The sequence below is a fragment of the Neolewinella aurantiaca genome (assembly GCF_008014675.1).
Taxonomy (GTDB): Bacteria; Bacteroidota; Bacteroidia; order Chitinophagales; family Saprospiraceae; genus Neolewinella; species Neolewinella aurantiaca.
This window is the reverse complement of sequence record NZ_VOXD01000011.1, coordinates 141,225-168,145: the sequence shown is the minus strand read 5'-3', so window position 1 is coordinate 168,145 and position 26,921 is coordinate 141,225. Positions and strand designations below refer to the sequence as shown.

21 protein-coding genes and 1 tRNA gene are annotated in these 26,921 nt (G+C 52.3%); 2 read left to right on the top strand and 20 right to left on the bottom strand.

Going from position 1 to position 26,921, the window contains the following annotated elements; translation table 11 throughout:
- Positions 1-110: 110 nt before the first annotated feature.
- From FUA23_RS09220 to FUA23_RS09145, 16 genes are all read right to left on the bottom strand, one after another.
- Positions 111-746 (bottom strand): hypothetical protein, encoded by a 636-nt coding sequence (locus tag FUA23_RS09220; protein WP_147930446.1) that lies wholly within the window; start codon positions 744-746, stop codon positions 111-113.
- A gap of 447 nt (positions 747-1,193) precedes the next feature.
- Positions 1,194-1,778, bottom strand: a complete 585-nt coding sequence (locus tag FUA23_RS09215; RefSeq protein WP_147930445.1) for a hypothetical protein — start codon at positions 1,776-1,778, stop codon at positions 1,194-1,196.
- A gap of 137 nt (positions 1,779-1,915) precedes the next feature.
- On the bottom strand, positions 1,916-2,353 hold the full coding sequence (locus FUA23_RS09210; RefSeq protein ID WP_147930444.1) for a hypothetical protein: 438 nt from the start codon (positions 2,351-2,353) through the stop codon (positions 1,916-1,918).
- 224 nt (positions 2,354-2,577) lie between these two features.
- The gene (locus FUA23_RS09205) at positions 2,578-3,102 is read right to left on the bottom strand and encodes a tyrosine-type recombinase/integrase (RefSeq protein ID WP_222707012.1); all 525 of its coding nucleotides are present in this window, start codon (positions 3,100-3,102) and stop codon (positions 2,578-2,580) included.
- Positions 3,103-3,845: 743 nt separating this feature from the next.
- Positions 3,846-4,661, bottom strand: coding sequence for a hypothetical protein (locus FUA23_RS09200; RefSeq protein WP_147930442.1), 816 nt, complete (start codon positions 4,659-4,661; stop codon positions 3,846-3,848).
- A gap of 63 nt (positions 4,662-4,724) precedes the next feature.
- A complete protein-coding gene (locus tag FUA23_RS09195; RefSeq protein WP_147930441.1) occupies positions 4,725-5,585 on the bottom strand; it encodes a homogentisate phytyltransferase in 861 nt (286 codons plus the stop codon).
- A 747-nt stretch (positions 5,586-6,332) separates the two neighbouring features.
- The gene (locus FUA23_RS09190; protein WP_147930440.1) at positions 6,333-7,178 is read right to left on the bottom strand and encodes a methyltransferase domain-containing protein; all 846 of its coding nucleotides are present in this window, start codon (positions 7,176-7,178) and stop codon (positions 6,333-6,335) included.
- Between the two features lie 21 nt (positions 7,179-7,199).
- Positions 7,200-8,129: a methyltransferase domain-containing protein gene (locus tag FUA23_RS09185; protein ID WP_147930439.1), complete on the bottom strand. Its 930-nt coding sequence runs from the start codon at positions 8,127-8,129 to the stop codon at positions 7,200-7,202.
- A 332-nt stretch (positions 8,130-8,461) separates the two neighbouring features.
- On the bottom strand, positions 8,462-9,370 hold the full coding sequence (locus tag FUA23_RS09180) for an OmpA family protein (RefSeq protein WP_147930438.1): 909 nt from the start codon (positions 9,368-9,370) through the stop codon (positions 8,462-8,464).
- Positions 9,371-9,553: 183 nt separating this feature from the next.
- Entirely contained in the window at positions 9,554-10,492 is a 939-nt protein-coding gene (locus FUA23_RS09175) for a carbon-nitrogen hydrolase family protein (protein ID WP_147930437.1), read from the bottom strand.
- Positions 10,489-11,832, bottom strand: a complete 1,344-nt coding sequence (locus tag FUA23_RS09170) for a DUF1684 domain-containing protein (protein WP_147930436.1) — start codon at positions 11,830-11,832, stop codon at positions 10,489-10,491. Before FUA23_RS09170 ends, FUA23_RS09175 begins: the two co-directional genes overlap by 4 nt.
- A gap of 50 nt (positions 11,833-11,882) precedes the next feature.
- Positions 11,883-13,469: a S8 family peptidase gene (locus FUA23_RS09165; RefSeq protein ID WP_147930435.1), complete on the bottom strand. Its 1,587-nt coding sequence runs from the start codon at positions 13,467-13,469 to the stop codon at positions 11,883-11,885.
- Positions 13,470-13,592: 123 nt separating this feature from the next.
- On the bottom strand, positions 13,593-14,774 hold the full coding sequence (locus FUA23_RS09160; protein ID WP_246144120.1) for a cytochrome c biogenesis protein: 1,182 nt from the start codon (positions 14,772-14,774) through the stop codon (positions 13,593-13,595).
- Positions 14,775-14,971: 197 nt separating this feature from the next.
- A tRNA-Arg gene (locus FUA23_RS09155) sits at positions 14,972-15,043 on the bottom strand.
- Positions 15,044-15,201: 158 nt separating this feature from the next.
- Entirely contained in the window at positions 15,202-16,296 is a 1,095-nt protein-coding gene (locus FUA23_RS09150) for a hypothetical protein (RefSeq protein WP_147930434.1), read from the bottom strand.
- A gap of 261 nt (positions 16,297-16,557) precedes the next feature.
- Positions 16,558-19,965 carry a ThuA domain-containing protein gene (locus FUA23_RS09145; RefSeq protein WP_187270947.1) on the bottom strand — a complete coding sequence of 1,136 codons (3,408 nt, stop codon included), beginning with the start codon at positions 19,963-19,965 and terminating at the stop codon, positions 16,558-16,560.
- 782 nt (positions 19,966-20,747) lie between these two features.
- On the opposite strand from FUA23_RS09145, the gene FUA23_RS09140 reads away from it, so the two are divergent.
- Positions 20,748-21,548: an SDR family oxidoreductase gene (locus FUA23_RS09140; protein ID WP_147930432.1), complete on the top strand. Its 801-nt coding sequence runs from the start codon at positions 20,748-20,750 to the stop codon at positions 21,546-21,548.
- 119 nt (positions 21,549-21,667) lie between these two features.
- Here the strand turns inward: FUA23_RS09140 and FUA23_RS09135 are convergent, their stop codons facing one another.
- The 4 genes from FUA23_RS09135 to FUA23_RS09120 all read right to left on the bottom strand — a co-directional run bounded on the left by FUA23_RS09135 (position 21,668) and on the right by FUA23_RS09120 (position 25,851).
- Entirely contained in the window at positions 21,668-22,741 is a 1,074-nt protein-coding gene (locus FUA23_RS09135; RefSeq protein WP_147930431.1) for a chorismate mutase, read from the bottom strand.
- A 79-nt stretch (positions 22,742-22,820) separates the two neighbouring features.
- Positions 22,821-23,663, bottom strand: a complete 843-nt coding sequence (locus FUA23_RS09130; RefSeq protein WP_147930430.1) for a prephenate dehydrogenase — start codon at positions 23,661-23,663, stop codon at positions 22,821-22,823.
- A gap of 110 nt (positions 23,664-23,773) precedes the next feature.
- A complete protein-coding gene (locus FUA23_RS09125) occupies positions 23,774-24,949 on the bottom strand; it encodes a pyridoxal phosphate-dependent aminotransferase (protein WP_187270946.1) in 1,176 nt (391 codons plus the stop codon).
- Between the two features lie 50 nt (positions 24,950-24,999).
- The gene (locus FUA23_RS09120; protein WP_147930429.1) at positions 25,000-25,851 is read right to left on the bottom strand and encodes a prephenate dehydratase; all 852 of its coding nucleotides are present in this window, start codon (positions 25,849-25,851) and stop codon (positions 25,000-25,002) included.
- Between the two features lie 493 nt (positions 25,852-26,344).
- On the opposite strand from FUA23_RS09120, the gene FUA23_RS09115 reads away from it, so the two are divergent.
- Positions 26,345-26,875, top strand: coding sequence for a DUF1761 domain-containing protein (locus tag FUA23_RS09115; RefSeq protein WP_147930428.1), 531 nt, complete (start codon positions 26,345-26,347; stop codon positions 26,873-26,875).
- Positions 26,876-26,921 lie beyond the last annotated feature (46 nt).

Genomic DNA, 26,921 nt, shown 5'->3' with positions numbered 1-26,921 from the left:
TCCAAAAAGCCTTATCATGTGTATCTTATCAGGCGGTACACGACTGGGAAACCCAGTACGTCTGCGAAAATCGATACGGGTTGGTCCGCCGTATGAATCGGGAGCTAAAATCAGCGGCGGCTTGAAGCTAACAGACGGAACACCCTAGGTATAGTAGAATTAAAACGAGTTGGCCTATCTTTCGACGAAACCTTTTCTCTTAGGAAAATGATGTCTCCACTCGCATTAGAATTTAGGCATGAACTTAATTGCCACAAATGGGACATGGAGATGTTTGAAACATCAATTTCAATATTACATCCATTTATCTGATCGCTTTTTGAAATCAAACGATACATTTTTTTCTCGGTATCGTAATAATGAATTGCATATCCAATCACGTCCTTTTTCGAAACCTGAACTGTTTCTGATGATGTGAAGAAGTTAGGTGAAAGAATGTAACTTATTGCAGAAATTGTTAGGTCATTGAGATGAGCATTCGAATGGCCTCGCTTACTTAACGATGATGCAATAAGGCGTAAATCATCTTGATGAAGGCTAGTTGACAAGAATTGGTTAGGTTCCTCACGCTCACCAAACAATCTTGTGTTGTCTGATGAGAACTCACCTGTATCTAAATCAATGATTAGAGTTGGCGTTTCGAATTTCGTTGGAGTACAGTTTCCAGACTCGCACAAATTTGTTTGAGAACATGAGGAAACAAGAAGCGCTAAGATAAGATTAGCAGATAAAAAGAATAGTCTCATAGTAATAGGTTTAAATAAGGTGAAGTAAATATGTAAAGCGTATATGATTCAACCACAAGTTAATTGACTACGAATCGCACGAAAAATGAGTCGCTCGCCTTAGAAAAGGCAAAACTTAGTGATAGTAAGTCATAAACACAGTGGCAAATATAATATTTTAAATGTTAAAGCAATCGAAATATGGATACATTTTTTAAATAATCATCTAATAATTAAACCCTTAGGGCTATTCTCAGCTAAATAATAACTGGACAAAATGCCTAAAAAGAGTCTAAGAGTCTATACCTTTTATTTTAATCGCACATAACGTTTGCAGCCCCGCAGCCCGCGCGTTCCACCAAAGGTAAGGCATAGCGCAAGATTGTCTCTCCCCCAAAACTTAGGCTCCGCCCCACTGGCGATCCGCGCGGGTTGACGGGGCTGCGGTGTTCTGCGCATTTTTTATGTTCATTGAATATAATTATATTCATTTGTCATCGGTTCAAATCCAATACCCTTTATAAATTGTACGTATCTCACTTCATTATTTTTGTCATTTCCATAAAGGCTTATAAACATTGTAGAATCCATATTTTCAATAGTGAATGCTTGGCCAGAATGCACAAAATTTTCTTCCAACAGTTTCGCAGATACTACCTCATGTATATATCTGAGTATAACTTTTGATTTGAAATTGGTGATTATTATTGAATCATTATTAATAACCTCCTCTCTTCTGTAATCGACTTCGTTCCCATTTATTGGAGGAGGTGGTGGACCACAGGACAAATCATATTGAATTAAATTCACTAAATATTTATTGTCCTCAATCTTGGAAACTAATACTTCTTCAAAGTGGTCTCCAAATTCGCCGCACTCGCTGAAATAAGCTGTAATTCTCAAAGGAGCAGGTTCAAATAAGCCATAACCTAAAAACTCATTTGAGAATACATCGACATCATTGATCTTATGATTATTAGCGTTCTCATCGCATGATGAAAATAACGATAAACTAAAAATACAGATTACGTAAATGAGTATAACCTTTCCCATTAATTCTTAATTAGATCGATTAGATTAGTTAGAATGAATTACAATCCTAATTTCTGTTATAATTAAGTTATCTTAATTATGTAACTTGATTTAATTTTATCCATCGTTAGTAAACATTAAATGACATGATACAAGAACTAATTAAATTTGTCTAGAATATCAATTAGTTCACGACTATTATTCTTAGACAACCAATACAAATCTGACCCCGTCACTTTTTGATAAGTTATACAATCACTACGTTTCAATAGTTGCAATGGAGTTCTTGGACCTGAAGTGCTATATATAATTGATTTAGGTAAAGCGTCAAAAATATATACAGAAATATAACCTGAAAACATAATTTCATCATTTAAAGCACTAACAGCATGTATGTCATTGACATCTGATAGAAAAATCCTCTTATGTTGACCATTTAATCCGTATGAAATAGAATTTACTTGTATAGTATCTCCACATTTAAGAGGAACCTCGATTCGATTGACACTTATTTGATTGCTCGCTGATTCACCTGAACATGAAATTAGTGAATATATAATAAACATGAAGGCAACTAGTAGTGAATTATATTTCATCAAGCAAAATTAAAACTTTATCTTCATTATGATAAACTCGATAGAAATTAGATCAATGTTTATTCGTTGCGCAGAACACAGTTGCACACGTATTGCGCGTATACCAGATATCTCCGCTATACACCAGTTGCGCTTTCCCCCCGCCAATATACCGTAAACACGCAACTCCACCAACTCCAAACAGGTAAAAGCCTGTTGCGTGTTTACTGCCAATATCCCGCAACTCAAATCCGGTCCAGTGGGCTGATTACACCTTGCTTCTCCGCCGTGGAAACGTGGGTGTATACCTCCGTAGTTGAGCTATTGGCGTGTCCAAGGAGTTCCTGGATGTGCCGAAGAGAGACACCAGATTCCAATAAATGCGTAGCGTAACTGTGGCGCAGAGTATGTACAGTACACAAAGGGTTGACGCCACTTTTGTCGACGGCTTTCCGCAAGATGGCCTGTACGGAGCGCTTGCTGTACTGTCCACCGGTCTGGCCCTCAAACAGCCAGTGTTGTGGCTGGTATTCACGGAAGTACTGCCGCAACTCCGTAAGGAATTTGGCGGATAGCGTCGTGTAGCGGTCTTTCTTACCCTTGCCGCCGTTGACAAATATTTGTAAGCGATCAGAATGAATATCCGCTATGCGAAGATTCACTACTTCACTCAGCCGCAGCCCTCCTCCGTAGATGATTTTCAGAATGCACCGGTGCTTCGTATTGCTGATGGCCCCAAACAAACGCCGGACCTCTTCAACACTTAACACCTTCGGCAGAATGGTCCGCTTTTTGGGCCGCAGATCAACAAATGCTTTTCCCCTCTCCCCCCGCCCTCAGGGCTAACGCATAGGCTAGTTAAGCCGTGTTAAACCCCCACCCCAACCCCTCCCCACGGGGGATGGGCTTGTGAAAACGCTAGGCGTTTTGGGTTGAAAGCTCTTAGGTGGTGACTATCATCTCGAGCTAAAAGCTTAAAATCGAATCCTATGCCTCAGCCCTGCCCCCCGCCCTCTCCAACAAGGTTTGCTTCTCGCAGTGCTTCGTGCTCGCCTAAGGCTCAGCGGAGAGGGAGCCAAAAATGCAGAGTAATGTGCCTTAAAACGTATGCTTGCGTTTATAAACGGCTAAGGCTCACATTTTCGGGATACTCCAGACTCCAGACTCCAAAATACGCCTTCGGCCTCCATCAGTCGGGACAACTTACGGATACGGGTGTATAACGGGCTTAGGTACGCATTAGCGATGGATGAATATAAGGATTTCAGGTCAGGTGGATTTAGATCAGAAGTTAAAAAATTACACAAATCCAGCAATACCTTCAACGAGGTTTTGCCGGGCGCAAGCCAGATTATCGCTCTCACCCTTTCCAGCCTCCCCACATCGGTACGCCGGGGAGGAGTAATCGTTACAATCTGGTTTGCGCCCGAAGGGACTTTGCTCACTACAGGCGACAACTTCAGTTGTCGTATAACAGATAGGACTTTGTGATTGAGGCGGGTTGGCGGATACACTACTCCCTGCTCTTAAGATAAAAAACCATCCATCGCTTTAAATAACCTCTTTCGTTTACGGTTTCAGAAGACACCCGCGAATTCACTTCAACGATTCTCCCTTCATCGAAAAGGAGCGTAACTTCGGGAAGATTATAATCTATATCGGCATCAGGCTCGTAGTAGATGGCTGGGTAGAGGTTCCATTCTCCGTGTCGCACACCGTCCTTGAAACTGCCGTCGAATGCCACGTACCGTTCCGCTTCAGTTCCAGGCAAAAGACTTAGTTGCTCACCGCATATCGCACCATCCCGGGCAGAAGACAACTCCCTTAGGATTTCTATTTCCGCTGCCCCTCGTCCATTAGTTAAGCGCGTTTTACGAGAGCATAACGATACGCCTATACTCTCTACACCGTTCTCGTTAGCGCGATTGTACAGATAGAGGATGTATCGCTCTCCTTTTCCTGGCTGCCATCCGCAACTTGGACCAAAAGGTGAGGTAGTCAGCGTAAGAGAATCTCCTTCAATATCTCCTTTAAAAACAGACTCCACCTTCACTCTGAACTCAATGCTGTTCATTGGTGGAGGGGGAGGTGGTGGGGGAATAGATTTCCCTCGTCTCCTGGCTTCCTCGATTTCAATTCGATAGGCTTCTCTGTCAAAAGACTTCCTTTTCACTGGCCTAGCGTATTCGGACCCCGTAATCTCTACAATTAGGTCGGCCGCATCGTAGTCCATCAGATTAAAAGAAGAAGTATGGCCTATGCAGGAACATGCATTTGCGGCGGCGAGCGACATTGTCGTTAGAAGAAGGCTTAGTAGATATCGTGACATGTTTGCTTGGATGCAAAAAGTAAGGCGGCTGGTGTATTCGTGCAGCCCAAAGGCTGCAGAAAATTACCCGAATACAGCGAAGACGAGGTAAACCCCAAAGAATACTACCCATGTGCCCTGATAAAAGCGGGCGATCGAAGCCTGATCTTTCAAATCGAGCCGGGAAGCGACGAAGCGGTAGCTGACCAGCAAGGCCGCGAGCCCGACGCCCAGGTACACCCACCCCACCCAAAACGAGTAGGCTGCAGCCAGAAACAATGTTACCGTCAGAAGCAATCCGCCCCGGTTGTACACCCACTCGCGGGATTGCAACAGCGTCAGCGTCTTGATGCCGTGTGCTTCGTCTCCCTCGGTATCAGGGAGGTCCTTAAACCAGGCAATAATGATTCCAAAAACGAAGATTACCGTAGTCAGCAGCCAAACCGTTCCCTGCACCTGCGGCCCCGCCCCCAAACTTGTTCTGAAATGAAGGTACAGCAATAGATTTACGATCAGCCCCCTCACCACAATGATGCAGAACGCGGCCCAGAAATGGTATTTCTTAAGCCGCACCGGCTCCACGCTGTAAGCCGTTCCGATCAGCAAACTGGACAGCACAGTCGCCGTCAGCCACGGCATGTACACCAGGCTGGTAGCTATCGCTAGAAAAAGGCAAACTCCCACAATCACTTTCCCTGTCCGCATCGAGTACGCTCCACTTGCCAGCGGAAGATACGGCTTGTTGATCCGGTCTATTTCTACGTCCGTCACCTGGTTCAGCCCCGTGATGTACACATTCGCCGCAAGGCAGGAGAACAGACTAATTCCGAACATCCACCAATCCTCCACTCCTGTATGACGGGCAGCCATCAGGTAAAGCGCCAGCAGGGAAAGCGTGGTTCCGATGAGGGTATGAGCACGACCGAAGCGAAGAAATGTAACCATTTTAATTAGTTGGTAGTGGGTAGTTGGTAGAATGTAGTGGGTAGTGCTGCCGCGCGTTGGAGGTGTGATATGCGTGGCTGGCGTTAGAACAGGCCGCAAACAAAGCTGCCGCGCGTCAAAGATGCAATATGCGTGGCTGGCGTTAGAACAGGCCGCAAACAAAGCTACCGCACGTTGGAGGTGCAATATGCGTGGCTGGCGTTAGAACAGGCCGCAAACAAAGCTGCCGAGCGTTCAAAGATGCAATATGCGTGGCTGGCGTTAGAACAAGCCGCAAACAAAGCTGCCGCACGTTGGAGATGCGATATGCGTGGCTGGCGTTAGAACAAGCCGCAAACAAAGCTGCGGCACGTTGGAGATGCAATATGCGTGGCTGGCGTTAGAACAAGCCGCAAACAAAGCTGCGGCACGTTGGAGATGCAATATGCGTGGCTGGCGTTAGAACAGGCCACAAACAAAGCTACTGCACGTTGGAGGTGCAATATGCGTGGCTGGCGTTAGAACAAGCCGCGAACAAAGCTGCCGCACGTTGGAGGTGCGATATGCATGGCAGATATTGAGACAGACTCCAAAAATAATGTCCGGAAAGTCCGGATTTGCCGGCAAAGCCTGTTCCCGGGCGCAAACCAGATTGTCGCGACTGCTCCTCCCAGCTTAGCGATGTGGGGAGGCTGGGAGGGAGTTGAGCGACAATGGTTTGCGCGTGCGGGCACTACCCACTACCCACTACCGTCTACCAACTACCCACTACTTACTCCCCCGCAAAACCCCGTACCGGATTGCTCCCGTGCGGAATCCTTCTTTCATGTACTTCATCGCCCACGCGCCTTTGATGGTGCTCATTCCCGCTCCGATCAGACCCGGCCAGTTGCGTGGATCAAGTCCGGAACTGATGACTGCCCCCCAGAAGGGCTCTACGGCGGCCGACCAGTCATCGGTCGCGACATCCCGGAAACCGGCTTTCTCGGCGGCTTGCCCGAGGGTTAGCACACTCACCAGCGGCGGCAGGTGGTAAAGTTCACAAATTTTGCTGAGTACCTTCTCGTCTCCCGCCGAAAGCGCCGGCGGTTCTTCGCGGTGGCACCAAGTAGCCATTACCAACTGACCGCCAGAACGCAGCAGGCTGTAGAACAGATCAAGCAGTGCCTGCTTGTCTTCCATATGCTCGGCCGACTCCATGCTGTAGATCAGGTCGAAAGGTCCGTCCTGCACCGGATCGAGGGTGTACACATCCTGAGCCCGAATCTCCAGCCGGTCATCAACCCCTGCTTCGCGGTTATAGCGCATTCCGTTTTCGGCCTGCACCGGGCTAAGGGTAACGCCGAGACCTTTGGCCCCGAGGTGCTTCAGGGCAAGATAGCGACTGCTGCCCCCTACCCCACAACCGGCATCGAGAAAATACGTCGGTTTGGCCGGCGACTGTCCCCAGCTGAGCAACTCATCGATCATGTCCAGTTGGGCCTGCTGGTGCGCTACTTTGCGCTTTCCGTCAGGACCATAAAAACCGTGGTGCATCTGCTCGCCCCAGGTGTTTAACCATAAGGGAGTAGAAGCATCGTAAAAGTCTTTGATTCGCGTATTGAGCGTTGCCATATTACCTGGGAGATTGTAGTCTTACCTGCGGCGCGTAAGCCGGTTGACGATCAGAACCGCGGCTACAACTCCTACGGTGGCCAATGCAACTTTCTGATGCGAATTCAGTGGTTCGGGCTCCTTGTCGATGCCCCGCATCGGAGCCGTAACGGAGGCAATCAGTGCCATTGGGATGAAGATAAAGCCCGCCGCAGAGCCAAGGATCACCCGACCTGCGAGCATAAGACCGCGGCCAAGGGTAACACCTTCATTATCTACCGCAACGAGCTGCCGCTCTTCGGCTACTGCTTCGTAATGGTTGGGGCTCTTGCCCGGCAGCGGTTTACGGCCTACGATAGCGATGCCGTAGCGATCGTTCTTCTGCCAATGGGGGCTGACGTAGGTATAGTCGATACGGTCAAAGCCGGCACGCTCCATGTAACGGAAGTAATCCTCCTCCGGCGGAAAGAGCATCCAGGTATTAGCCGCGAAGCGGCTGATGGGATTCACCGGTTCAAGGGGGCCGATCATCAACGCCCAGCCGCCCGGCTTGACAACGCGGTAAGCCTCGTTGAGGCCCCGCTGTGGATCGGGCCAGTATTCGATAGAACCCGCCGAAACGTAGCGATCGAATGAATCATCGTCAAAGGGCAGATTTTCTGCATCACCGAGTTGAAAAGTACAACCAGCAAGTTCGTGCTTCGCTTTGGCGTGGTTCATCTGGTGCGGGCTCTGGTCCACACAAGTAACGTTCGTGGAAGGTACCCTTTTTACGATTCCTTCGGTCGTGAAGCCTGTACCGGAGCCAACGTCGATTACCGAAAGCTCCTCGTCGTCGTCCCAATATCCAATATCAAGTGCTTTTTCTCTCATCCTGGCCGTCCAGAAAAGGGGATTAACCAGTTTGTCGTAAAAGACGGAAAGGTAGCGGTAGAACCAGTAGGCTTCGCGCTTGTGTTGCATTAATCTCATTTGGTAATATTTTCAGTTGGAGGTAAGCTACGGAAAAGTTGGTAGACGTGTTAAGGCGGAGGAATCAGGGTATGGGTAACAAGCTGCAGGAATCCACGCAAGGGTCGCTTATGTTCAGGGCCTGAGTCCGGTCTCTCGCGGCGTGGGGGATCACCCCTTTGTTTTTGTTGGTGCAACTTGTTATTCACACCGAATCAGGAGAGGCAGAACCGGGGACTCAAACATCCGGGCGGGCAGGCCGAAGGTCTGTCAACTATCAATAAGGGGCCTCGCCAATAGATTGACGGGCCCCTTTTCCTAGTTCCCTAGTTTCTATCTTCTGCGATCAATTCCTATTCCGGGATCTTCGTTGGGTCAAGGAGGTCGTAGAACTCATTCAGCTTAGGCAGCAGAATAATGCGGGTACGACGGTTGGTGCTGCGGCCTTCGGCAGTTGCGTTGTCGGCAAGTGCGTTGTATTCTCCGCGACCGGCTGCGATCAGGCGGTTAGGGTCAATACCGTAATCATTCTGGAGTGCTTTCACTACCGAAGTAGAGCGCAGTACAGAAAGGTCCCAGTTGTCTTTGATGCAGTTGGTATTGATGCTCACGTTGTCGGTGTAGCCTTCTACCATTAGCTCCAGGTTAGGGCGGCTCTTGGCAATCGTTGCGATTTTCTGCAGCACTTCTCCGGCACGATCGGTGATTTGGTAGCTACCGGATTTGTAGAGCATTTTGTCGGACAGGTTGATGTAAACAACCGTCTTGTCGACCTTGATGTCTACGTCTTGATCATCGATGCCATCCCGAAGTACCTGTTTGAGGTTAACGGCGAGTGCAAGGTTAATAGAGTCAGCTTTTGATTTAGCATTCTGGAGCAAGCGGATGTACTTGTCTTTGCCTTCCAGTTGCTTCAGGGTGTTGCCAATGTTCTGGTTCGCGCCCTGGCTGAGTACGGTAAGGTCACCTACCTGAGTCGCCTGCTGGTCGCGTTGCTTACGGAGGTCAGCAATCTGGTCGTTGGCCTGCTTCACCTGAGCCTGAGCGGCTTCTACGCGGGTGATCACCACGGCTTCACGGCGCTCACATTCGGCAAGGCGCTCGGCGTAACGGTTAATCTCCTGGTTGTGCTGAGACATTTTTTTCTGTGCTTCGTCCAGCTTGGCCTGTGTGCTCATCTGCAGTTCGTCGTACTGTTTCTTGCTCACGCAAGATGAGAAGCCCAGTGTCAGGGCAAGGCATAAAAGAATTAGCTTGTTCATGTTATAATGGTTGTTGGTTACACGACCGGCAGTCCGGCTTTGGCACATAAAACGTAGCAATGCAAAGGAGGTTCGCTGTTAGATTGTGCTTTTTTACACTTTGTAGCACCATTCTCATACGGCGCGATCGCAGGTGCAAAGAGGAGTTTCAAGGGCCGGTCTTCCGGTCAGGGCCCAAGCCTTTTAATCCTTAATTTCGAGGATCGACTGCCGGGTCCGGTCAATGGTGAGCTTCGTTACGTCCGGACGCGAATAGTGTCCGCTGGGGTCAAAATTCTGGCGTTCGCGCAGCACTTCGTTGGGGTCGATCTCGGCGAAGAGGAGAGCTTCCTTCCCCACTACTGGCTCGATGAGCCAGCTGCCATCCGGGTTGGCCAGGCAGGAGCCTCCGTCTGCCGGCATCGCTCCCATACTGCCGATGATCTCATCACGGAACGGGACTCCCTCCGGAACGTCTTCCGGCCGCATCAGCCCGCCAACGGAGACGCAGTAACTGCGTCCTTCCCGCGCCAGGAATCGGGTCAGCACTTCGGTGTTCCGCACGTTGCCGGGCCAGATGGCCACGTGAAGGGTCTCTCCCTGTCCGTACAGCGCCGCCCGCGGCAGGGGCATCCAGTTTTCCCAGCAGTTCAGGCCACCCAGGCGAAAGCCTTCGATCGGGAAGGTTCGTAAACCGTGTCCGTCTCCCGGGCTCCAGACGAGCCGCTCCTCGTAGGTGGGTTGCAACTTCCGGTGGACATTCCTGATGGCACCCGATTTATCTATATACACCAAAGAGCAATACACCGAGGTGCCGCCCCGGTCGAGCGGCCGCTCAACGATACCCACGATTACCGCGATGTTTAATTCATTGCACCGGCTACACAGTACATCGAGCATACCCTCTTCGATGCAAACTGCCTCAGTTGCGTAATGACGGAACAGTTCCTTCTGCATCGGATCGTTAAAACGGGCTCCGCCCGTTCCGTCCAGCCAGAAAGGGTACCCGGGCAGAATTGTCTCCCCGAACACAACCAGGTCGGCTCCTCCCTTTGCCGCATCCCCAACGTAAGCGGTGATCTTTGCCAGTGTAGCAGCCCGGTCTAACCAGACGGGCGCGATTTGAGCGATTGCTATTTTCATTTCAGCTTAGGAGCTTTAATTCCCGCCTTGATTAAGACGTCTAAAGAATTTTCATCCGGAGGTATAGGGCAAGAGTAACCATCAGTATAGGCGCAGTAAGGGTTGTAGCTTTTGTTGAAGTCTATAATCAATTCATTCCCAACCGGGATGTCCAGATTAATATAGCGTCCACCCCCGTAAGATTCATTCCCAGAGGTCAGGTCTCTGAACGGCAAAAACAAATAAGGCTCAGTAGGCTCGCCTGCGCCCGCAACCGGTTGATAAAGATCAAGAGAAAGCGATTTTCCTTCAAGCTCAAAAGCCGCCCGGCCGTAAACGCTGTACTGTTTTTCCCGGCCATCACTGGTTTGCAGCGTGATCGTCTTTTCGTGATTGCTTTCTTTCTCGACCTTTGCAGAAACCCTGAATTGGTCATCAGGCTCATAGAACTGATGCCCTCCACTGTTCTTGAATTTTGGAATTTCTTCTGCACTCAAAGGTGAAGTGAACTTCCCTGTGTACTGATCGTAAAGGCTCCACCTGAAAGCGGTAATATCATCCCGGTATGATGCAAAGCCGGTTCTTTTCAGTTCGTGTTTATCATAGCTCCCATCAAGAGACTTCCATATATATTTGTATTTGTCGCCTTCTATTTCATAGATATTAACGACGAGTTCATCTCCGAGACTTGCAGGGTTCCCGGGCATATCCTCGAGGGAGTACTTACTGTTGTTTATCCATTTAATCTTGAACCGGTAAACATCACCGTCTACAGTTTCCGTCTGAACGGTTTCGTCCCGCTCTACATCAACCCTCACGTTGTCAAACATCGAATCGACGTAGGCTCCATTCATAACTTCTCTCAGGTCATAGGGAAATTCTTTTTCGAAAAGGAGACTATCCCTGTACCTCAATCCGGCAATGCCGTCCTGAACCAGGTTGTTTACGTATTTAGCCAGGTCCCTTTCAATTTCTGAATTGTCCGTCATCAACATTTTACGGATCACGTCACCATAAGGTGACTGCATTACCGCAATCAGGCTGTCCACCTCGCTCTGGTTAAAATTCAACAATGCCCGGCCGACCATTTCTCCATACGTTGTTAGCGCAGATGAAGCCACCTCTTCGGTCAGAATCTCGACGAAGTAAGGATCCGTAGTTTGTCGAACGAACTCAGCGTTGTTATCCAGAGCATTTCCAAACCTGTTCTGAAAGTCCTCAACAGAGAACAGTAAATCAACCAACTGCTCAACATTTTTGAGTCCGGTACCGGACTCTGTTGTTTGTCCGGCTAATGTTCCAGCGTTGGTCAGTAGAAAAAGGGCAAAGAATATTGGTAGAAATCTGAAATATCGATCCATGAATAGGTATAAATGATTTTGATTCCGGAAGGTAGAGCTTACTTTCTGAATCACCGAACGATTATCCTCCCCTCAGCCACCCTGTCCCGTTCCGTAACCCGCACAAGGTAGGCTCCCGCAGCCAGACCGACTACGTTTACGTCGAGACGGATCGGATTCGTTCCCGTTCGCACGGCTTTCATGACACGAACCCGCCGCCCCAGGGCATCAAAGAGCTCCACCACGGCCCCGTCGCTGAACACGAGTGCATTCGTCTCTATCGTTACGTTGGTGGCCGCGGGGTTGGGGTACACTGACGTGATTTTAAAATCTTCCTGACTGCCGGCGTTGCAGTTTTCGGCCAGTAGTAGCTGCGCAGCAGCTACGTTGAGTGTCCCTCCGGTGGCCGTTCGGGTAGTGAGAGTACTGTTGGCGTCCGTGGCGTTCAGGATGGCATCACGAACCAGCAAAGCTGCTCCCGCCGGGTCGGTTTCGACCTGGTCCAGCAGCGACGGGCACGGCGTTGCGTACAGCAACGCGATGGCTCCGGTTACGTAGGGAGCCGCGGCACTCGTGCTCCCGAAGGAAGAGTAGGCATCGTCGGCGTTGGTCGAAAAACTGCCCTCGCCCGGTGCCGCAAGGTCAATACTTTCCCGGCCGAAACCGGACGAACGGTATAAAGCATCGTTCTCGCCTACGTTGGCCACCCCGATCAGATAATCGGTCGGGCAGTCGGTCGGCATATCGCCGAACATGTCCACATCCCAGTGGCGGTTGGCGGTGCTGGCGGCGGTCAGGATGCCCACCTGCCCCATCGCGTCGTACATATTTCCCCAGGCCGAGTTGTCAGCGCAGGTGCCTCCTTCTATGCCGAAGCTGGCGTTGGTGGCCACCACAAAGGCGCCCTCCTGTCCATCGGATTCATTGTAGCGTTTACGTTGCTCTCTTATGTATTCATAGGCTTCTACCACGTCAGAGCTCGAGGAAATGCTGAACAGCATCAGTTGTACATCCCAGTTCGATCCGGTTATCCCTACCCCATTGTCTCCTTTAGCGCCGATCAGGCCGATGACTTGCGTTCCGTGGCCGTTTACCGGCGGCCTGGCATCATCGTTAGTCATGTCCCAACCGAAGATATCATCGACGTATCCGTTGTTGTCGTTGTCGATACCGTCTCCGGGAATTTCCATCTGATTGTTCCACAGGTTTGCCCTTATGTCTTCGTGGGTGTAGTCGAAACCGGCGTCGAGGATGGCCACGACGATTTGCTTTCCGTTGGTGGTACGCCCACCGGCGGTGAGGTCCCATGCAGCCGTGAACCCTGTACGTTCGAAGTTGGTCCGCTGCTCGTTGTACAGCGGGTCGTTGGGGTCTACCCTGAATTCGACCGCCTGGTTGCGCTCTACCGACCATAAGCCGGTTTCATCCTTCAGCCTTTCCTCGGCCCTCTTCATGCTTTCCTGGCTGCCGAAGCGCAGCAGTTCGGTACTGGTGCTGCGCGACAACCATTTCCGTGCAGTAAGGTGGCCCGGCACTACTTTGGCCGCCTCCTTTTCGCTCTTCCATCGTACGATGAGTTCCCGGTCGGAAGTTTGTCCGCAAAGGTCGCTTCCCTGCAAAAGGAGAAGCTGGATGATAAGTATGAAAAGGTATTTCATCTTCCGCTGCTTGTTGATAATGAACAACTAAGGTAATCCCCGGAACGTGGCCGGAAACCAAATAGGTCGGGTATCGTCGGGTTGAGGACAAAGGGCGGTGGCCCTTTCCCTGCAGGCACGAACCTATTCTTCAAGCAGTAAGCGTTCTTTTAGCAATCGCGCCCGGTAGCTTACCCCGGCCATCCAGAAACCCATCAGCGTCCACCCGATGATGATCGGGTAAAAGACCATCCGCATGGTGTTGTCGAGGTCCTCGCCGCCGAAGGCGGGGTTGCCCGCTGCGCCGGGATGCAGGGAGTTGCCGGAAAGTCGTGGCAGGATGTAGATCAGCGGAATCAGGCAGGCAAAGGCAAAAATATTGTAAGCTGCCCCCAACCGGGCCCGCTGCTCGGGGTCCGGGAAACTGGCCCTGAGGACGAAGTAGCCCGCATAAATCAGCAGGGCGATCAGGGTGGTAAACTGTTTAATGTCCCAACTCCAGTAGCTTCCCCAGGTATATTTGGCCCATACCGCACCGGTCAGCAGGCCCAGAACACCGAAAAGCATCCCCACACTGGTGAACGCCACTGACCAGTAGTCGGCCTTGTCACGGAAAGACACGACCGAAACGCCTTCATTGCTGGCGTGGCGTGACCGCAGCAGGTACTTGATGGCGTACGTTACCGCAGCAACAAACACGAACATCATCGCAAACCACAGGCTTACGTGAAAGTAGGTGTTACGGATCGACTCCGCCAGGTGACCACGATACGGAAAGGTTGTCCGCGGCGTAGCCCTGAGTTCCCCCTTCTGAATGGACGAAGACCGCCAGGGCGTCTCGGCGCTCGTACGGTCAGGCGCTGAGGCCTCCTGGCGAATGAACAGTCCGACAGGATCCACAAAAGTTCCGTCGCCGGGGCTGTTGATGTAGATCGGGAGGGTAACCTTTTCGGTTTCCGGATCAGGCAGAAAGTCAGGCAATTTGAACGTTATCTGCGCCTGACGATCGTTGGTTACAACAATGTTTTCGGCCCGCAGACTCAAATCAGTACTGTCCCCTGCCACCAGCCATGCGTTCATTGCACCTGCGCCCTCGCCCGTAAAGAGCGTGTTGTAGCCCACCACATCGAGGGTGACGGTCTCGCCCAGCTTGGCGCTGCGCGGCGATACGGTCAGCAAATTCGGCTTCAGCGGTACCAGCAGGCCCGCTACCAGCCCGTAAAGCACCAGCAATACCGCCAACACTTTCCACCATGAGCGGTGAACGAAGCGGGTCATATCCCAGGTACGCGGATTATAAAAGCGGAATGGTCTGATGTTTTCCATGCGGTAAAATTAGGTACACAATATGTGGTTTGCGATGTCTGTAGCGCGAATATGGCAATTGTGTGATAGAATGCCGGCGCCAACAGCCATTCCGGCGCGGACGCAGGTGCGGGGCGAGGGTGGATTTGGGGCGTTTGTAATGGCGTTTGTGAAAAATAAGAAAACCCCGCTAAGCAAGGCTCAGCGGGGTCTTAAAGTGGTCTCGGATGGAATCGAACCATCATCGCAGGCTTCGGAAACCTGTATACTATCCGTTGTACTACGAGACCGGATATCTGGGCAACACTACGAAGAAGCTAAGAGGTTGCGTTGAAAGCGGGGCAAAAGTAGTTTAGTCGCGGGACGTGTGCAAGGAAACGACCTACTAGTTATTCATTAACCATCAATGATTTCACCTCGCCTGCCCCACCCTGGCAGAAAATAGCTGCTAATTCTCGTACGGTCTGGAGCCTGAACTGCGGATGTTGACCAGTTTTTTCAGCAAATCAAACCAGAAGGGAGCGCCCATGCTGATGGCCAGTGCCGTGAGGATAAAGCCCAGCACCTTCGTTACGAGGTCGAAAGTGGAGAGCTCGCGCAACGAGACGCCTTCCCACCCCATGCCGAGAGGGCGCCGTATTTCGGCGATTTCATTGTTCAGCAGGCCCTTAAGGTCTTCCAGGGATTCGCGAAAATCCTGCTCCGCAACGTCTTCGCCACTGTACAGGTAGGTAGCGGGTGCCGGGGCAGAAGGCTGGTAATCGGTGGAAGGTGCAGGCCCTCCCACGGGTACAGCCGCTGCGGAATCGTAAGGATTGACGGTGGTTTGACTGTCGAAGCCCGGTCCGGGGACGGAAGCGGGGGTATTAATGTCCTGGCCGGATCCTGGCGTGGTTTCTATCGGGCCGGCTTTGTCCCGGGCCTGTACGTACTGCTCTGCGGCTGCTACCAACTGCGTGAGCGTTTCCGGATCGTTGCTCAGACGATCGTAAAGCGCCACGGTATCGGCGTTGAAAACCACCGCAATTCCGAGGCCCATGAAGAGCAGAATCTTCTGGGTGTAGCGCTTGTACCAACCGGCTGCGCGGTCCATTACATTGTTGTACCAATTCTGAACTTCCAGCCGGAAGAGATCCAACTGCCCGTCACTCTCACGGAGCAACTGAGAAAGTACGTTGCGCAGATCGGCATCGGGTAAGCTTTCGATTCTCGATTTCAACTGATCGGTTCCTTCTCCTTTTAGGATCACATCGAACAGAATACTCTGAAAGGTTTCAGCACTCATGTAAGATGGCCCCGAAGTGCTGCTGCTTCCCTGCCGCCCGTACTGCTGCGTGAGGTGACGGTAGAGACTGTTGTTCTGGAACTCTTGCACCAGAATTTCATTCTCGTCCGAACTCGCCAGCATGTTGCGCAGCGCCTTGATGAGGTTTCTGCTGCGCAGGCTGAAAAAAGAAGACAACAGTTCCATCAGCGTTGTCGCCAACAGACTGAGTAGAAGCAGGACAAAAATGATGCCGATTACAACGGTTAGGATTTGCATAGGGCGAATATAGCCCTTCAGGCAGGATTTAGCATTTTGTGCTGTACTTTTTACCTTCAGGCACGACCGTTCGCCAGACGAACGGCCTGGGAATTATACTTAAGCCGAAGTAGTTGAGGAAATTCAGTGAGCAGGCAGTAGAGTGGCTGACGAGGTGAAAAACATAGGCAACACCTTAGTGCTGATGAGGCTTCTCAACGCAGTCAGACGCTTCAATGGCCAGCAATAAATTCCCGAACCACTTTGACTCAGGTATTAAGCTTACCGGGAGAGTTCGGTACGCATGAATTCGATCGTAAGGATCGCGCCCATCACAGCGTCGGGCGCATCGGAATCGGCCGAGAAAGTAAAGTAAAGCGGCTTACTTCCGACGCCAGCGCCGGAGACCGGCAGGATTACGTCGTTGACACCGTAGGTGGAAACGCCCTGCTTTATGGTTGCCTCCGCTACGACCTTGCCCGTTACCGGATGACCGGAGCGAACCTTGATGGTTCCGCCGGCGGTCATTTGGGGCACTAGGGCAACTTTGGCTTTTATGGCCTCAATACCGGTCAGGTCTACTGCTCCGTAGCTGGCCCACCCGCCTCCGTTGGCTACCAACAGGTCCATCTCTTCGTCGCCCATCGGGTTGTCTTTACCGTCTACATGGTAGGCCATCACTTTTTTGCCTTCCGTGAATTTATCGGCAGCAAGAACCGGCGCGCGCAGTACCACAACTTTCTTGGTCGTGAGTCTCGGCAGGCCGTCGGGGCCACCCTGATCGGTGTAGCTTGCCTGCAGGTAGTACCGGCCCGGCGTACCTTCTTTATGCTTATCGAGAGCGACGATGCCTTTGGCTGGCCGGCTTTCTGCGTTGGGCGCAGGTCCGGCGAGGCTGAGGATGTATTCGGCCATTTGCGCAGCATCGCCTTCGCTCAGGTCGGGGTGTGCGGCCATACTCTGCTCGCCCCAGACGCCACCACCGCCGGCGATGATTTTGCCCGACAGGTACTTCACGGCGTCTTTGTCTTTTCGGTACCGGTCCGCTACGCTCTGGTAGCTCGGGCCGATGCTGGATTCGTTGACTGCATGGCAGCTGGCGCAGTCGGAATCATCGATCAGCGACTTCCCGATTGCGTTAGCGGTTCCCTGTCCGGCCACCTGGTGGCCCTGCTCTATCTGCACGAGATCCTCCCCTTCCAGGTAGTCCAGACTAACGGTAATGGCCGCGGGGTCTATGGTTCCATCTTCCAGGTCAGACACTTCCACGTTATAGTCAAGTCGGTCTCCAGGCCAGAAAAACGAACTGTTGCCCGCAATTTCGATGGCCAGTTTGGGAATGCTGTTGCCCACTATGAGGGGCTTTTCGAGTTTGCTTTCGTTTCCTTCCTCGTCCTGTACCACCATCGTGAGGGTGTATTCTCCGTTCGCCGGTACTTCGTAGTTCAATTCAGCTTCGCTGCCGATCTTTTTACCGTCGAGTAGCCAGGTATAGCTCAGGTCGTCTCCGTCGTAATCGAGGCTGGCGCTGGCGTCGGCACGGAGCTGAAAAGGAGCGGTTCCGATGGTTTCTGCTATTTCGAGTTCAGGAACAGGGCGGCGGTTGCCGGCGTTGAACCGTATGCGCAGCAGACGGGCATCGTTGTTACGGGAGAACCACTTCCGGCCGTACTCAATAATGTACAGGTCTCCATCCGGGCTGAACATCATATCCATCGGATGGCGGAGGTCCTGATTGGGCAAAAACCGCTCGAAGTCGGTCACGTAGCCGGTTTCGTCGAGGTCGGCGGCCATGATGTGGTCGCGCATCCAGTCATAAAAGAAGAATTTACCGTCGTAATATTCGGGAAAGCGGGAATCGGAATCGTTGAAGTCATCGCGGTAAAAGACGGGGCCGGCCATGGCGTTGCGGCCACCGGTTCCCATCAGCGGCCACTCGGGGCTTTCGGCGTAAGGGTAATAGATCATGGCTGGTTGAGCCGGGGGTAGTTCCTTTGCTCCGGTGTTATAGGCCGAGTTATTGATCGGCTTTGCCGGGTCGAAGGCGTCTCCCAGTTCGCCGGTTTTAAAGTCACGGGCGTGGTAGCGTTTGTTGTCTCCGATGAAAAGCGGCCAACCAAAAAAGCCCGCTTCGCGGGCTACATTAACTTCATCGTGGCCGCGGGGACCAATGCCGGTGCTGTCTTTACCGGCATCGGGGCCGACGTCGCCCCAGTAAACGTTGCCATTGTGTTGGTCTACGTGTATCCGGAACGGGTTCCGCATCCCCATCGCGTAGATTTCGGGGCGGCCTACTTCGGGGTCTTTAAACAGGTTGCCTTCGGGGATGGTGTAGCTTCCGTCTTCTTCGACTTTAATGCGGACGATGCCGCCCCGGAGGTCCATCGTGTTGGCCGAAGACCGGCGCGCATCGAAGTTGGGTTCTTCACGGCTGTCGTCGATTGGCGCAAAACCGTCAGATTCGAAAGGGTTCGTGTTGTCACCGACAGAGAGGTGCAGCAAGCCTGTGCCCCCAAACTCAATACTGCCACCGGAGTGGCAGCATTTGTTGCGGTCGGTCGGTACATCCAGTATCTGTTGCTCGCTGTCCATCACGAGTTGGTTGTTGGAGAATTTGAACCGGCTGAGCCGGTTGACCGACTCTTCGGTATTGGGGCTGTAATAAAGGTATAGCCATTCGTTGTTTACGAAATCGGGGTCAACCGCTACGCCGAGCAGGCCGTCTTCAAATTCGGTCCAGACGTCGAGCTCAGCAACTTTGGCTGAGGTTTCGAAATCAGGGTCATAGACATGGATTTCACCCTGCCGGGTTACCCACAGCGGGCGGCCATCGGGCAGCAGTTCCATTTCCATCGGCTCGCGCATTCCGGTTACCAGCGCTTCTACTTCGAAGCGGTTCTCCTCGGGGGCAGATTTCACCTGCGAGTAGTCTACCGGCTTGCCGTCTCCCCAGGCGTATTCCATTCCGCCCCAGATATGAGCGATGAAATCGTGATCGGTATAGCTTTCCGGGGTGTGGCCCACGCCGGTGTAGAACGACCGGCCGTTTTCGACGTCGCGGTACCAGGCCATGGGGTGAAAGTCTCCGTTTTTGCCACCTTCGTAGCTGGTTTCATCAACGCGCATTACGGGAGTGATGCCTTCCTCGATGTTCTTGTAGTTGTACCATTCATCGAACCGCTTCCAGGTTTCGTTCAAATGCGCAACGGAAGGATGATTGGGCTCATCGATGATGATCGTGGCGTCCTGATGTTTGGGATGGTTCAGGAACCAGGCACCGCAAAGTTTATTGTACCAGGGCCATTTATACTCGGTGTCGGCAGCAGCATGGATGCCCATCCAGTTGCCTCCCGCTTTCATGAAACGTTCGAGTTCTGTCTGCTGCGCCTCGTTGAGAATGTCTCCCGTTGTACTCAGAAAAATGATCAGGTTGTACTTCGAGAGGTTTTCCTGGGTAAAAACGGAAGCATCTTCGGTAGTGTCTACCGAAAAACCCTTTTCCTCGGCCAGACGCAGAAACATTTTCTTGCCATCTTCGATAGAAGCGTGCCTGAACTTCGCCGTTTTCGAAAAAACCAGCGCACTGCGTACCTCTGGCTGACTACTCCCGCAGCCGTAGGCCAGAAACAGGAGGATTGAAACTAAGAAAAGCAGCACGGCTGGCTGCAATTGTGCTCGTGAATCGTTCATATTTTGTTTTGTATTTCCCTTTCTGGTGGCCAATGTAAGCATCGTGCCACCAAAATAATGCCTTTGAAAGACTAATTTTCACGCAAGTATTGTTAGGATAACGCCATAAAACGATACATCGTTTGAAATTAGAGACACTTAACCACTTTAAAAATCTGACGCCCCACCTTGTTTATCCAGGTAATTCCGGCATTCGGGGCGCGGTCGCAGGTGCAATAAAAGTTTTTTGGCGTCTCCTCTTCTCCTTACTATTCTTATCTGCGGCGTAACACCATATCAATTGCAGGGCAACCATACTCAAACCCACCGGCAGCGGATTTGCTCTGGAAATTCTGTTTGCCACGACTTATCTTACTATCTAAGTAAACAGTTGTCGTTCGTCGTATTTCCATCCCAATTCATCGACCAAAGTGGCATTAGCCGCTCAGCGGGCCGATTATTGGGGCATGAATGTAAACGGATACAGTTACAAAACGGTCCGGAAGTAAACACCCTTTAGATATCTTTAACACGCCCGTTCTCCGGGTCTGTTCATCAACAATTTATCCGAAGCCACATGGCTTCCCGTTTCGCCAGGCTTATGGCACGTTGAGCACAGACCAATCGGACAGCGGGCTTTTTTACGGACCTACCCCATCCTTCCAACCTGCTTTGCACCTGCGGCCGCGCCCATGCCTTAAATATACGTCGACACGGACCTTTATTGTTACAAAACCTGGCAGATAAAACTGACGCATCCCAACATCCACCCAAACAGTACGGTTTCAACTCTAAAATCTACTATGAAACTTAAACTCAAAAACCAGGTAGCAGTAGTTACCGGCTCAAGTACCGGCATTGGTGCTGCGTGTGCCATCGGGCTTGCACAGGAAGGCGTTAAAGTCGTCATCAATTACCACAGCAGTAAGGAGGAAGCCGAAGACGTAGTGAAAAAAATTAAAGGCGCAGGCGGAAGCGCTATCGCCGTGAAGGCTGATGTTTCGGACGAGAAAGATATCAAAAAACTCTTTAAAGCCTGCCTTAAAGAATACGGTCACCTCGATATTCTGGTGGCCAACGCCGGCATCCAGTCAGATTCGTCGTTTACGACCATGACCCTGAAAGAATGGAATAAAGTGATCGGGATCAACCTCACCGGTCAGTTCCTCGCCTGCCGCGAAGCGGCTAAAATCTTCCGTAAGCAGGGCGTGCACGATCGCAGCCGGGCGGCGGGCAAGATTATCTGCATGAGCTCGGTCCACGACGAAATCCCCTGGGCCGGACACGTCAACTACGCTACCGCCAAAGGCGGTATTAAAATGATGATGGAATCGATGGCCCAGGAGCTGGCCCCAGACAAAATAAGGGTGAACGCAATATCGCCCGGAGCCATCAAGACCGACATCAACGAGGATGCCTGGGACACACCGGAAGCACTCGAAAAATTACTCACCCTCGTTCCCTACGGCCGTATCGGCCAGGGGGAAGACATAGCAAATGTATGTGCCTTCCTCTGTTCGGATGCGGCGGACTATGTAACCGGAGCCACCCTATACGTTGACGGGGGGATGATGCTTTATCCTGGCTTTTCGGATAATGGATAAAAAAACCGGACGCTTGAAGACTTGCGGTAATTCCGCCTACGGCTACATTACCACAAGCGCTTCAAGATCCTTTTATTTGGAGGGTCTTGAAGCGTCTTCAAGCGCCCGGACACCACCGCCTACCGGTTAACAATAGCGTCCTGGTGATCGATACTCTCCTGGTGCACCGCACGCAGGTAAGATTTCATGAACTCCTCGCTCAAACCGTGTTTTGCACCGGCTTTTGCTGCTTCGGCCATGATGGCTTCCCAGCGGTCGCTCTGCAGAACGGCAATGTTGCGGGCAGCTTTGAACTCACCGATGGAGTCGGCCAGTTGCATGCGCTTACCGAGCATACCGATCAGGTCACTATCTACTTCATCGATCTGGCGGCGCAGTTCGATCAGGTCAGCCATTTCAACTTCGTCAGCGGTCGGCTTACGGAGGCGGAGGTTCTGGAGCATTTCCCCGAAGACTTCAGGAGTGATTTGCTGGGCGGCGTCAGACCATGCTTCGTCCGGGCGTGGGTGTACTTCGGTCATCAAACCGTCGTAGTTGAGGTTCAGAGCTTCCTGGGCAACTTCCTGGAGGGTATCCCGACGGCCGCAGATGTGGCTGTTGTCGACAAACATCTGCAGATCCGGGAACTTGCGCTTCATTTCGATGGCCATCTGCCAGCGCGGTACGTTGCGGTAAGAGGTTTTCCCGTGGTAGCTGAACCCGCGGTGAATAAGACCGATACGCGTGATACCGGCTTTGTAGATCCGCTCTACCGCACCTTGCCAGAGTCCCAGATCGGGATTGATCGGATTTTTGATCAGTACGGGAATATCCGTTCCGCTGAGTGCGTCGGCTACTTCCTGTACACTGAAGGGGTTTACGGTGGTACGGGCACCGAGCCACAGTACGTCGATTCCCGCCTTCAGGCAATCGTAAACGTGGGATGCTTTGGCCACCTCGGTGGTAGTACGCAGACCCGTTTCTTCTTTTACCCGCTTGAGCCACTGCAAGCCTTCTTTACCGACCCCCTCAAAACTTCCCGGGCGGGTACGGGGCTTCCAGATACCAGAACGGAAAAGATCCACCTGATTGAGCTTGGCAAGGTCTTTTGCACACTGCATTACCTGGCCTTCGGTTTCGGCACTACAGGGACCGGCGATTACGAGGCCACGGCCGGGAGTTGGGGTCAGTACCTTTTTAATGTTCATTTCCATTGTTAGACGGTTGTTGGTTGTCCGGAACTTCGTTGTCGGCGGCGTCAATACTGACAGCCAACGACGACAGGCCGGCAATTTATTTTAAAATTTTTGATATTTCGTTTGCGCGTTCGATACGTTCGTAGAAACCATCGAAGTCGCGTTTGATGAGTTGAGTTCTGAATTTTGAGAGTTGTTCGATATGCTCGTCGAGGACATCGAGGACATGGTCGCGGTTCTGGCGGAAGATGGGGATCCACATATCCGCCGAGGACTTCGCCAAGCGGACGGTAGAGCTGAAGCCGGAACTGGCCAGGTCGAATATCCGTTGTTCGTCGCGTTCTTTTTCCAGCACCGTAAGGGCCAGGGCAAAGCTGGCAATGTGGCTGATGTGTGAAACGTAAGCGCAGTGCAGATCGTGTGCTTTACGGTCCAGACGGCTGAAGTTCATCCCCGCACTTCTGAACAGACGCCGCGCAACCTCGAGCGCGTTATCGGCCGAGTCTTCTGCGTCGACGATCACGCAGACTTTATTCTCGAACAGGCGCGGAAGCGCAGCTTCCGGTCCGCTGAATTCCGTACCGGCCATGGGGTGACAGGCGACGTAGCGTTTTCGATTGGGGTGGTTGACGACTTCATCCAGAAGTTGCTCTTTAGTGGAGCCCACATCGATCACAGTTTGCTTGTCGCTTATTCTGTCCAGTATTTCCGGCAGGAGCTTGCGCATCACATCGACCGGAGTGGCGAGCACGATGACATCGGCTACTGCCACGCCTTCGGCGAGGCTCATTTCTTCGTCGATCAACCGTCGGCGGGTCGCCTTATGCAGGTTTTCCTCGCTGGCGTCGACGCCGATTACGCGCGTCGCGAATCCGTTTTCCTTCAGGGTTATGCCCAGGGAGCCACCGATCAGTCCAATTCCGATTATAGTAACGGTCAAGTGAGAATTATTAAGCTGGTTAAAAATTAGATTAGTACTGCGAACAGCAGCGCGTAACCCGATGGTTCCGGCGCGGCCGCGGGTGCAATGCCCATGTTGAAGAAGCGGGACTAGTTGGCCCTGAGTCTCGTCAGGGCTTCCGTGAGCCTTTCCTCCGATGAGCAGAGGCTGATGCGTACATAACCGTTGCCTTCATCTCCGAAGATCCCGCCGGGGGTGAGGAATACATCTTTGTCGTAGAGCGCTGCGTCGCTGATGGCGAAGCCATCGGTTCCGGCCGGGCACCTGGCCCAAACGAAAAGGCCTACCTGGTCGGTCCGGTACGTACAACCCAGTTCGTCCATGATGCTGAAGGCTATTTCACGGCGGCGGCGGTAGTGGCCATTCAGGCTTTCGTACCAATCAGGGCCAAGGTTGAGGGCTACGGCCGCTGCTTCCTGTACGGGGCGGAACGTCCCCGAGTCCATGTTGCTCTTGAACCGGATGATGCTCTGCAGGTATTCCTTTGCACCTGCGACCGCGCCCACCCGCCAGCCGGCCAGGTTCTGCGCCTTACTGAGCGAAGAGAGCTCCAGCGCGACCGCTTTTGCGCCCGGTACCGAAAGGAGGCTTTTCCGCGTCTCGGTCAGGATGAAGGCATAAGGATTGTCGTTGCAGAGCAGTATTTCGTTGCGCTGCGCGAACGCCACGAGGCGATCGTAAAATCCTTCCGGCGCGGCTGTTCCTGTAGGCATATGCGGGTAATTCACCCACATGATTTTGACTTTGCTGAGGTCAGAAGCTTCCAGCGCTTCGAGGTCCGGCAACCAGTTAGTGGCGTCGGAGAGCCGGTAATCGCGGATGACGCCACCGGCCAGTTCGGTCGCCGAACGGTAAGTCGGGTAACCGGGGTTGGGCACCAACACTTCATCACCCGGATTCAGGAAAGCCATGCTGATGTGCATGATGCCCTCTTTGGAGCCAATCAGGGGCAGAATCTCAGACCCGGCATCAAGGCTTACGTCAAAATACCGCTTGTACCAGCCGGCAAACGCTTCCCTCAGCACCGGCAGGCCGGCGTAAGGTTGATAGCCGTGGACATCGGGCCGCTGCGCGGTCTCCGTCAGGGCCGCCACAACCTCTGGTGCGGGCGGCATATCCGGGCTGCCGATGCCCAGGTTGATGATGTCTTTGCCCTGCGCACGCAGAGCCGCCAACTCCCGTAATTTGATACTGAAGTAGTACTCTTTTGTTTCGCCCAGGCGGGCGGCGGGTGAGATGATGGTTTTGTTATCTGTAATTGTCATTTTCTTAGCGTTTGGCCGGCGGGCCGAAAAGTTTTGGACCTTATTGTCGCTCAGGGTTTGTCGCCTTCGTTATAGACCCCCAGTACCCGCAGCTCGCGGGTAATCGGGCGGATAGCCTCTAGCGCCTGTTCGAGAGTGACATGGCCTTCCAGCAGAAAATCTACGTGGAAGCGGTACTCCCAGGGGCGTCCGACAATCGGTTTGCTCTGGATTTTGGTGAGGTTGATCTCATAGGCCGCCAGTACGTTGAGCACCTTGTGCAGAGAACCGCTCTCGTGGCTGGTGCTGAAGCTCAGGCTGACTTTATTGCCCTTGTCGCCGGAATGATCTCTCCCTTTTTCCAGCACCAGAAAGCGGGTATGATTGAGTTTGTTGGTTTCGATGCCCGGAGCGAGAATTTCCAGTCCGTAAAGCTCCGCTGCCGCGGAGCTGGCGATCGCACCGCGCGTAGGATCTTTCTTTTCCATCACCTCCCGGGCGCTGAGCGCCGTGTCCACGGCTTCGATCACCTCGATGCGTGGCCAGGCCTTGAAAAACTCCCGGCACTGCATCAAGGCAACGGGATGAGAATACACTTCCCGCAGTTGGCTCAGGTCCGTGCCGGGCAAAGCCATGAGGTTAAGGCGAATCCGCAGGTAGACCTCGGCGGTGATGCGCAGGTTGGCCGTTTGCAGGAGGTCGTAATTCGCCATCAGGCTGCCCGCCAGTGTATTCTCGATGGCCATGAGGCCAACATCGCTGCGGTCAGACTCCACCTGAGCCACCACATCGGAAAACGTATGGGCGGGTACCGTCACTACTTTCTGGTCGGTAAAATGAGCCCTGGCAGCAGCCTCATGAAAGGCTCCAGCGTAACCCTGAATGCTTACTTTTAATTCTTTGGTGGCGATGGTAGTTTCCATTGGATGGTTATAAAACAAAAAGTGGCCCCGATCTCTATCAGGGCCACTTTTCGCATTGTTATTTCTACAATAGTTTAGCGTCCCTTACCGGATGGGGTAAAAGTAAAAGCTAAAGTAAAAGTAGAAGTGACGATTAATCATGGTAATTCCGTTGTGCAAGTTGCTTGCCTGCGCTGCAAACCTACGGCGGGTATTCCGAACAACAAAATGTTGTTTTGGCAAGTATCGAAAGTTATTCTGACCAACAGCCCGTCCACCCGCCGGATCATCGAACCGGTGGCCGCATCACAGGCGGCTCAGCCCGAAGGATGAATGCCCGGGCAACCAACCCTACACTTCAGGGCTCTACTGAGAAAACAGGGACGACCCGCGACAGGCTTGCCCCCTCGGCGGACCTGTTCTGGTCCACTTGCCGGCTCCAAAAATAAAAACGCAATTGCTAGTAATTGCATGTACCAACGCCTAGCTTTAACCCAACCAAACACTCCATGCTATGGCACCCGTAAACTGGTGGCTCACTTTCCTGATTGCACTTCTTCCCCTTGTCGTCGGCTTCTTCTGGTACGGCCCGCTCTTGTTTCACAACACCTGGAAACATGAAGCCGGCATAACCGACGAGATGTTGGAAGGCGGAAACATGCTGAAGATTTTTGGTCTGACCTACTTTTATAGTTTTCTGGTTACATTGTTCCTGCACGTGATCGTGATGCACCAGTTTGGCCTCTCGGGCATGTTCGGCATGTTACCCGAATGGAACGACGCGGGCAGTGTATTGTGGCAAGACCTCAACGCGCTCGATACAAAATACGGGATGTACACAAGGCATCTTCATTTCGGGCACGGTGCGCTTCACGGAGGAGCGTTCGGGCTGGTGTTCGTGGGTGGTATCATCTGTATCAACTCCCTGTTCGAGCGTAAAAGCTGGAAGTACATGGCGCTGCATACCGGCTACTGGGTCATTTGCCTTGCGCTGATGGGGGGGCTGCTGTGTCAGTTTATGAAGTTGCCGCTTCCGATGCAGTAGACGCCCTGCTCCGGCCTTTGGGCTCTTTATCGGGTTGATGCACCTG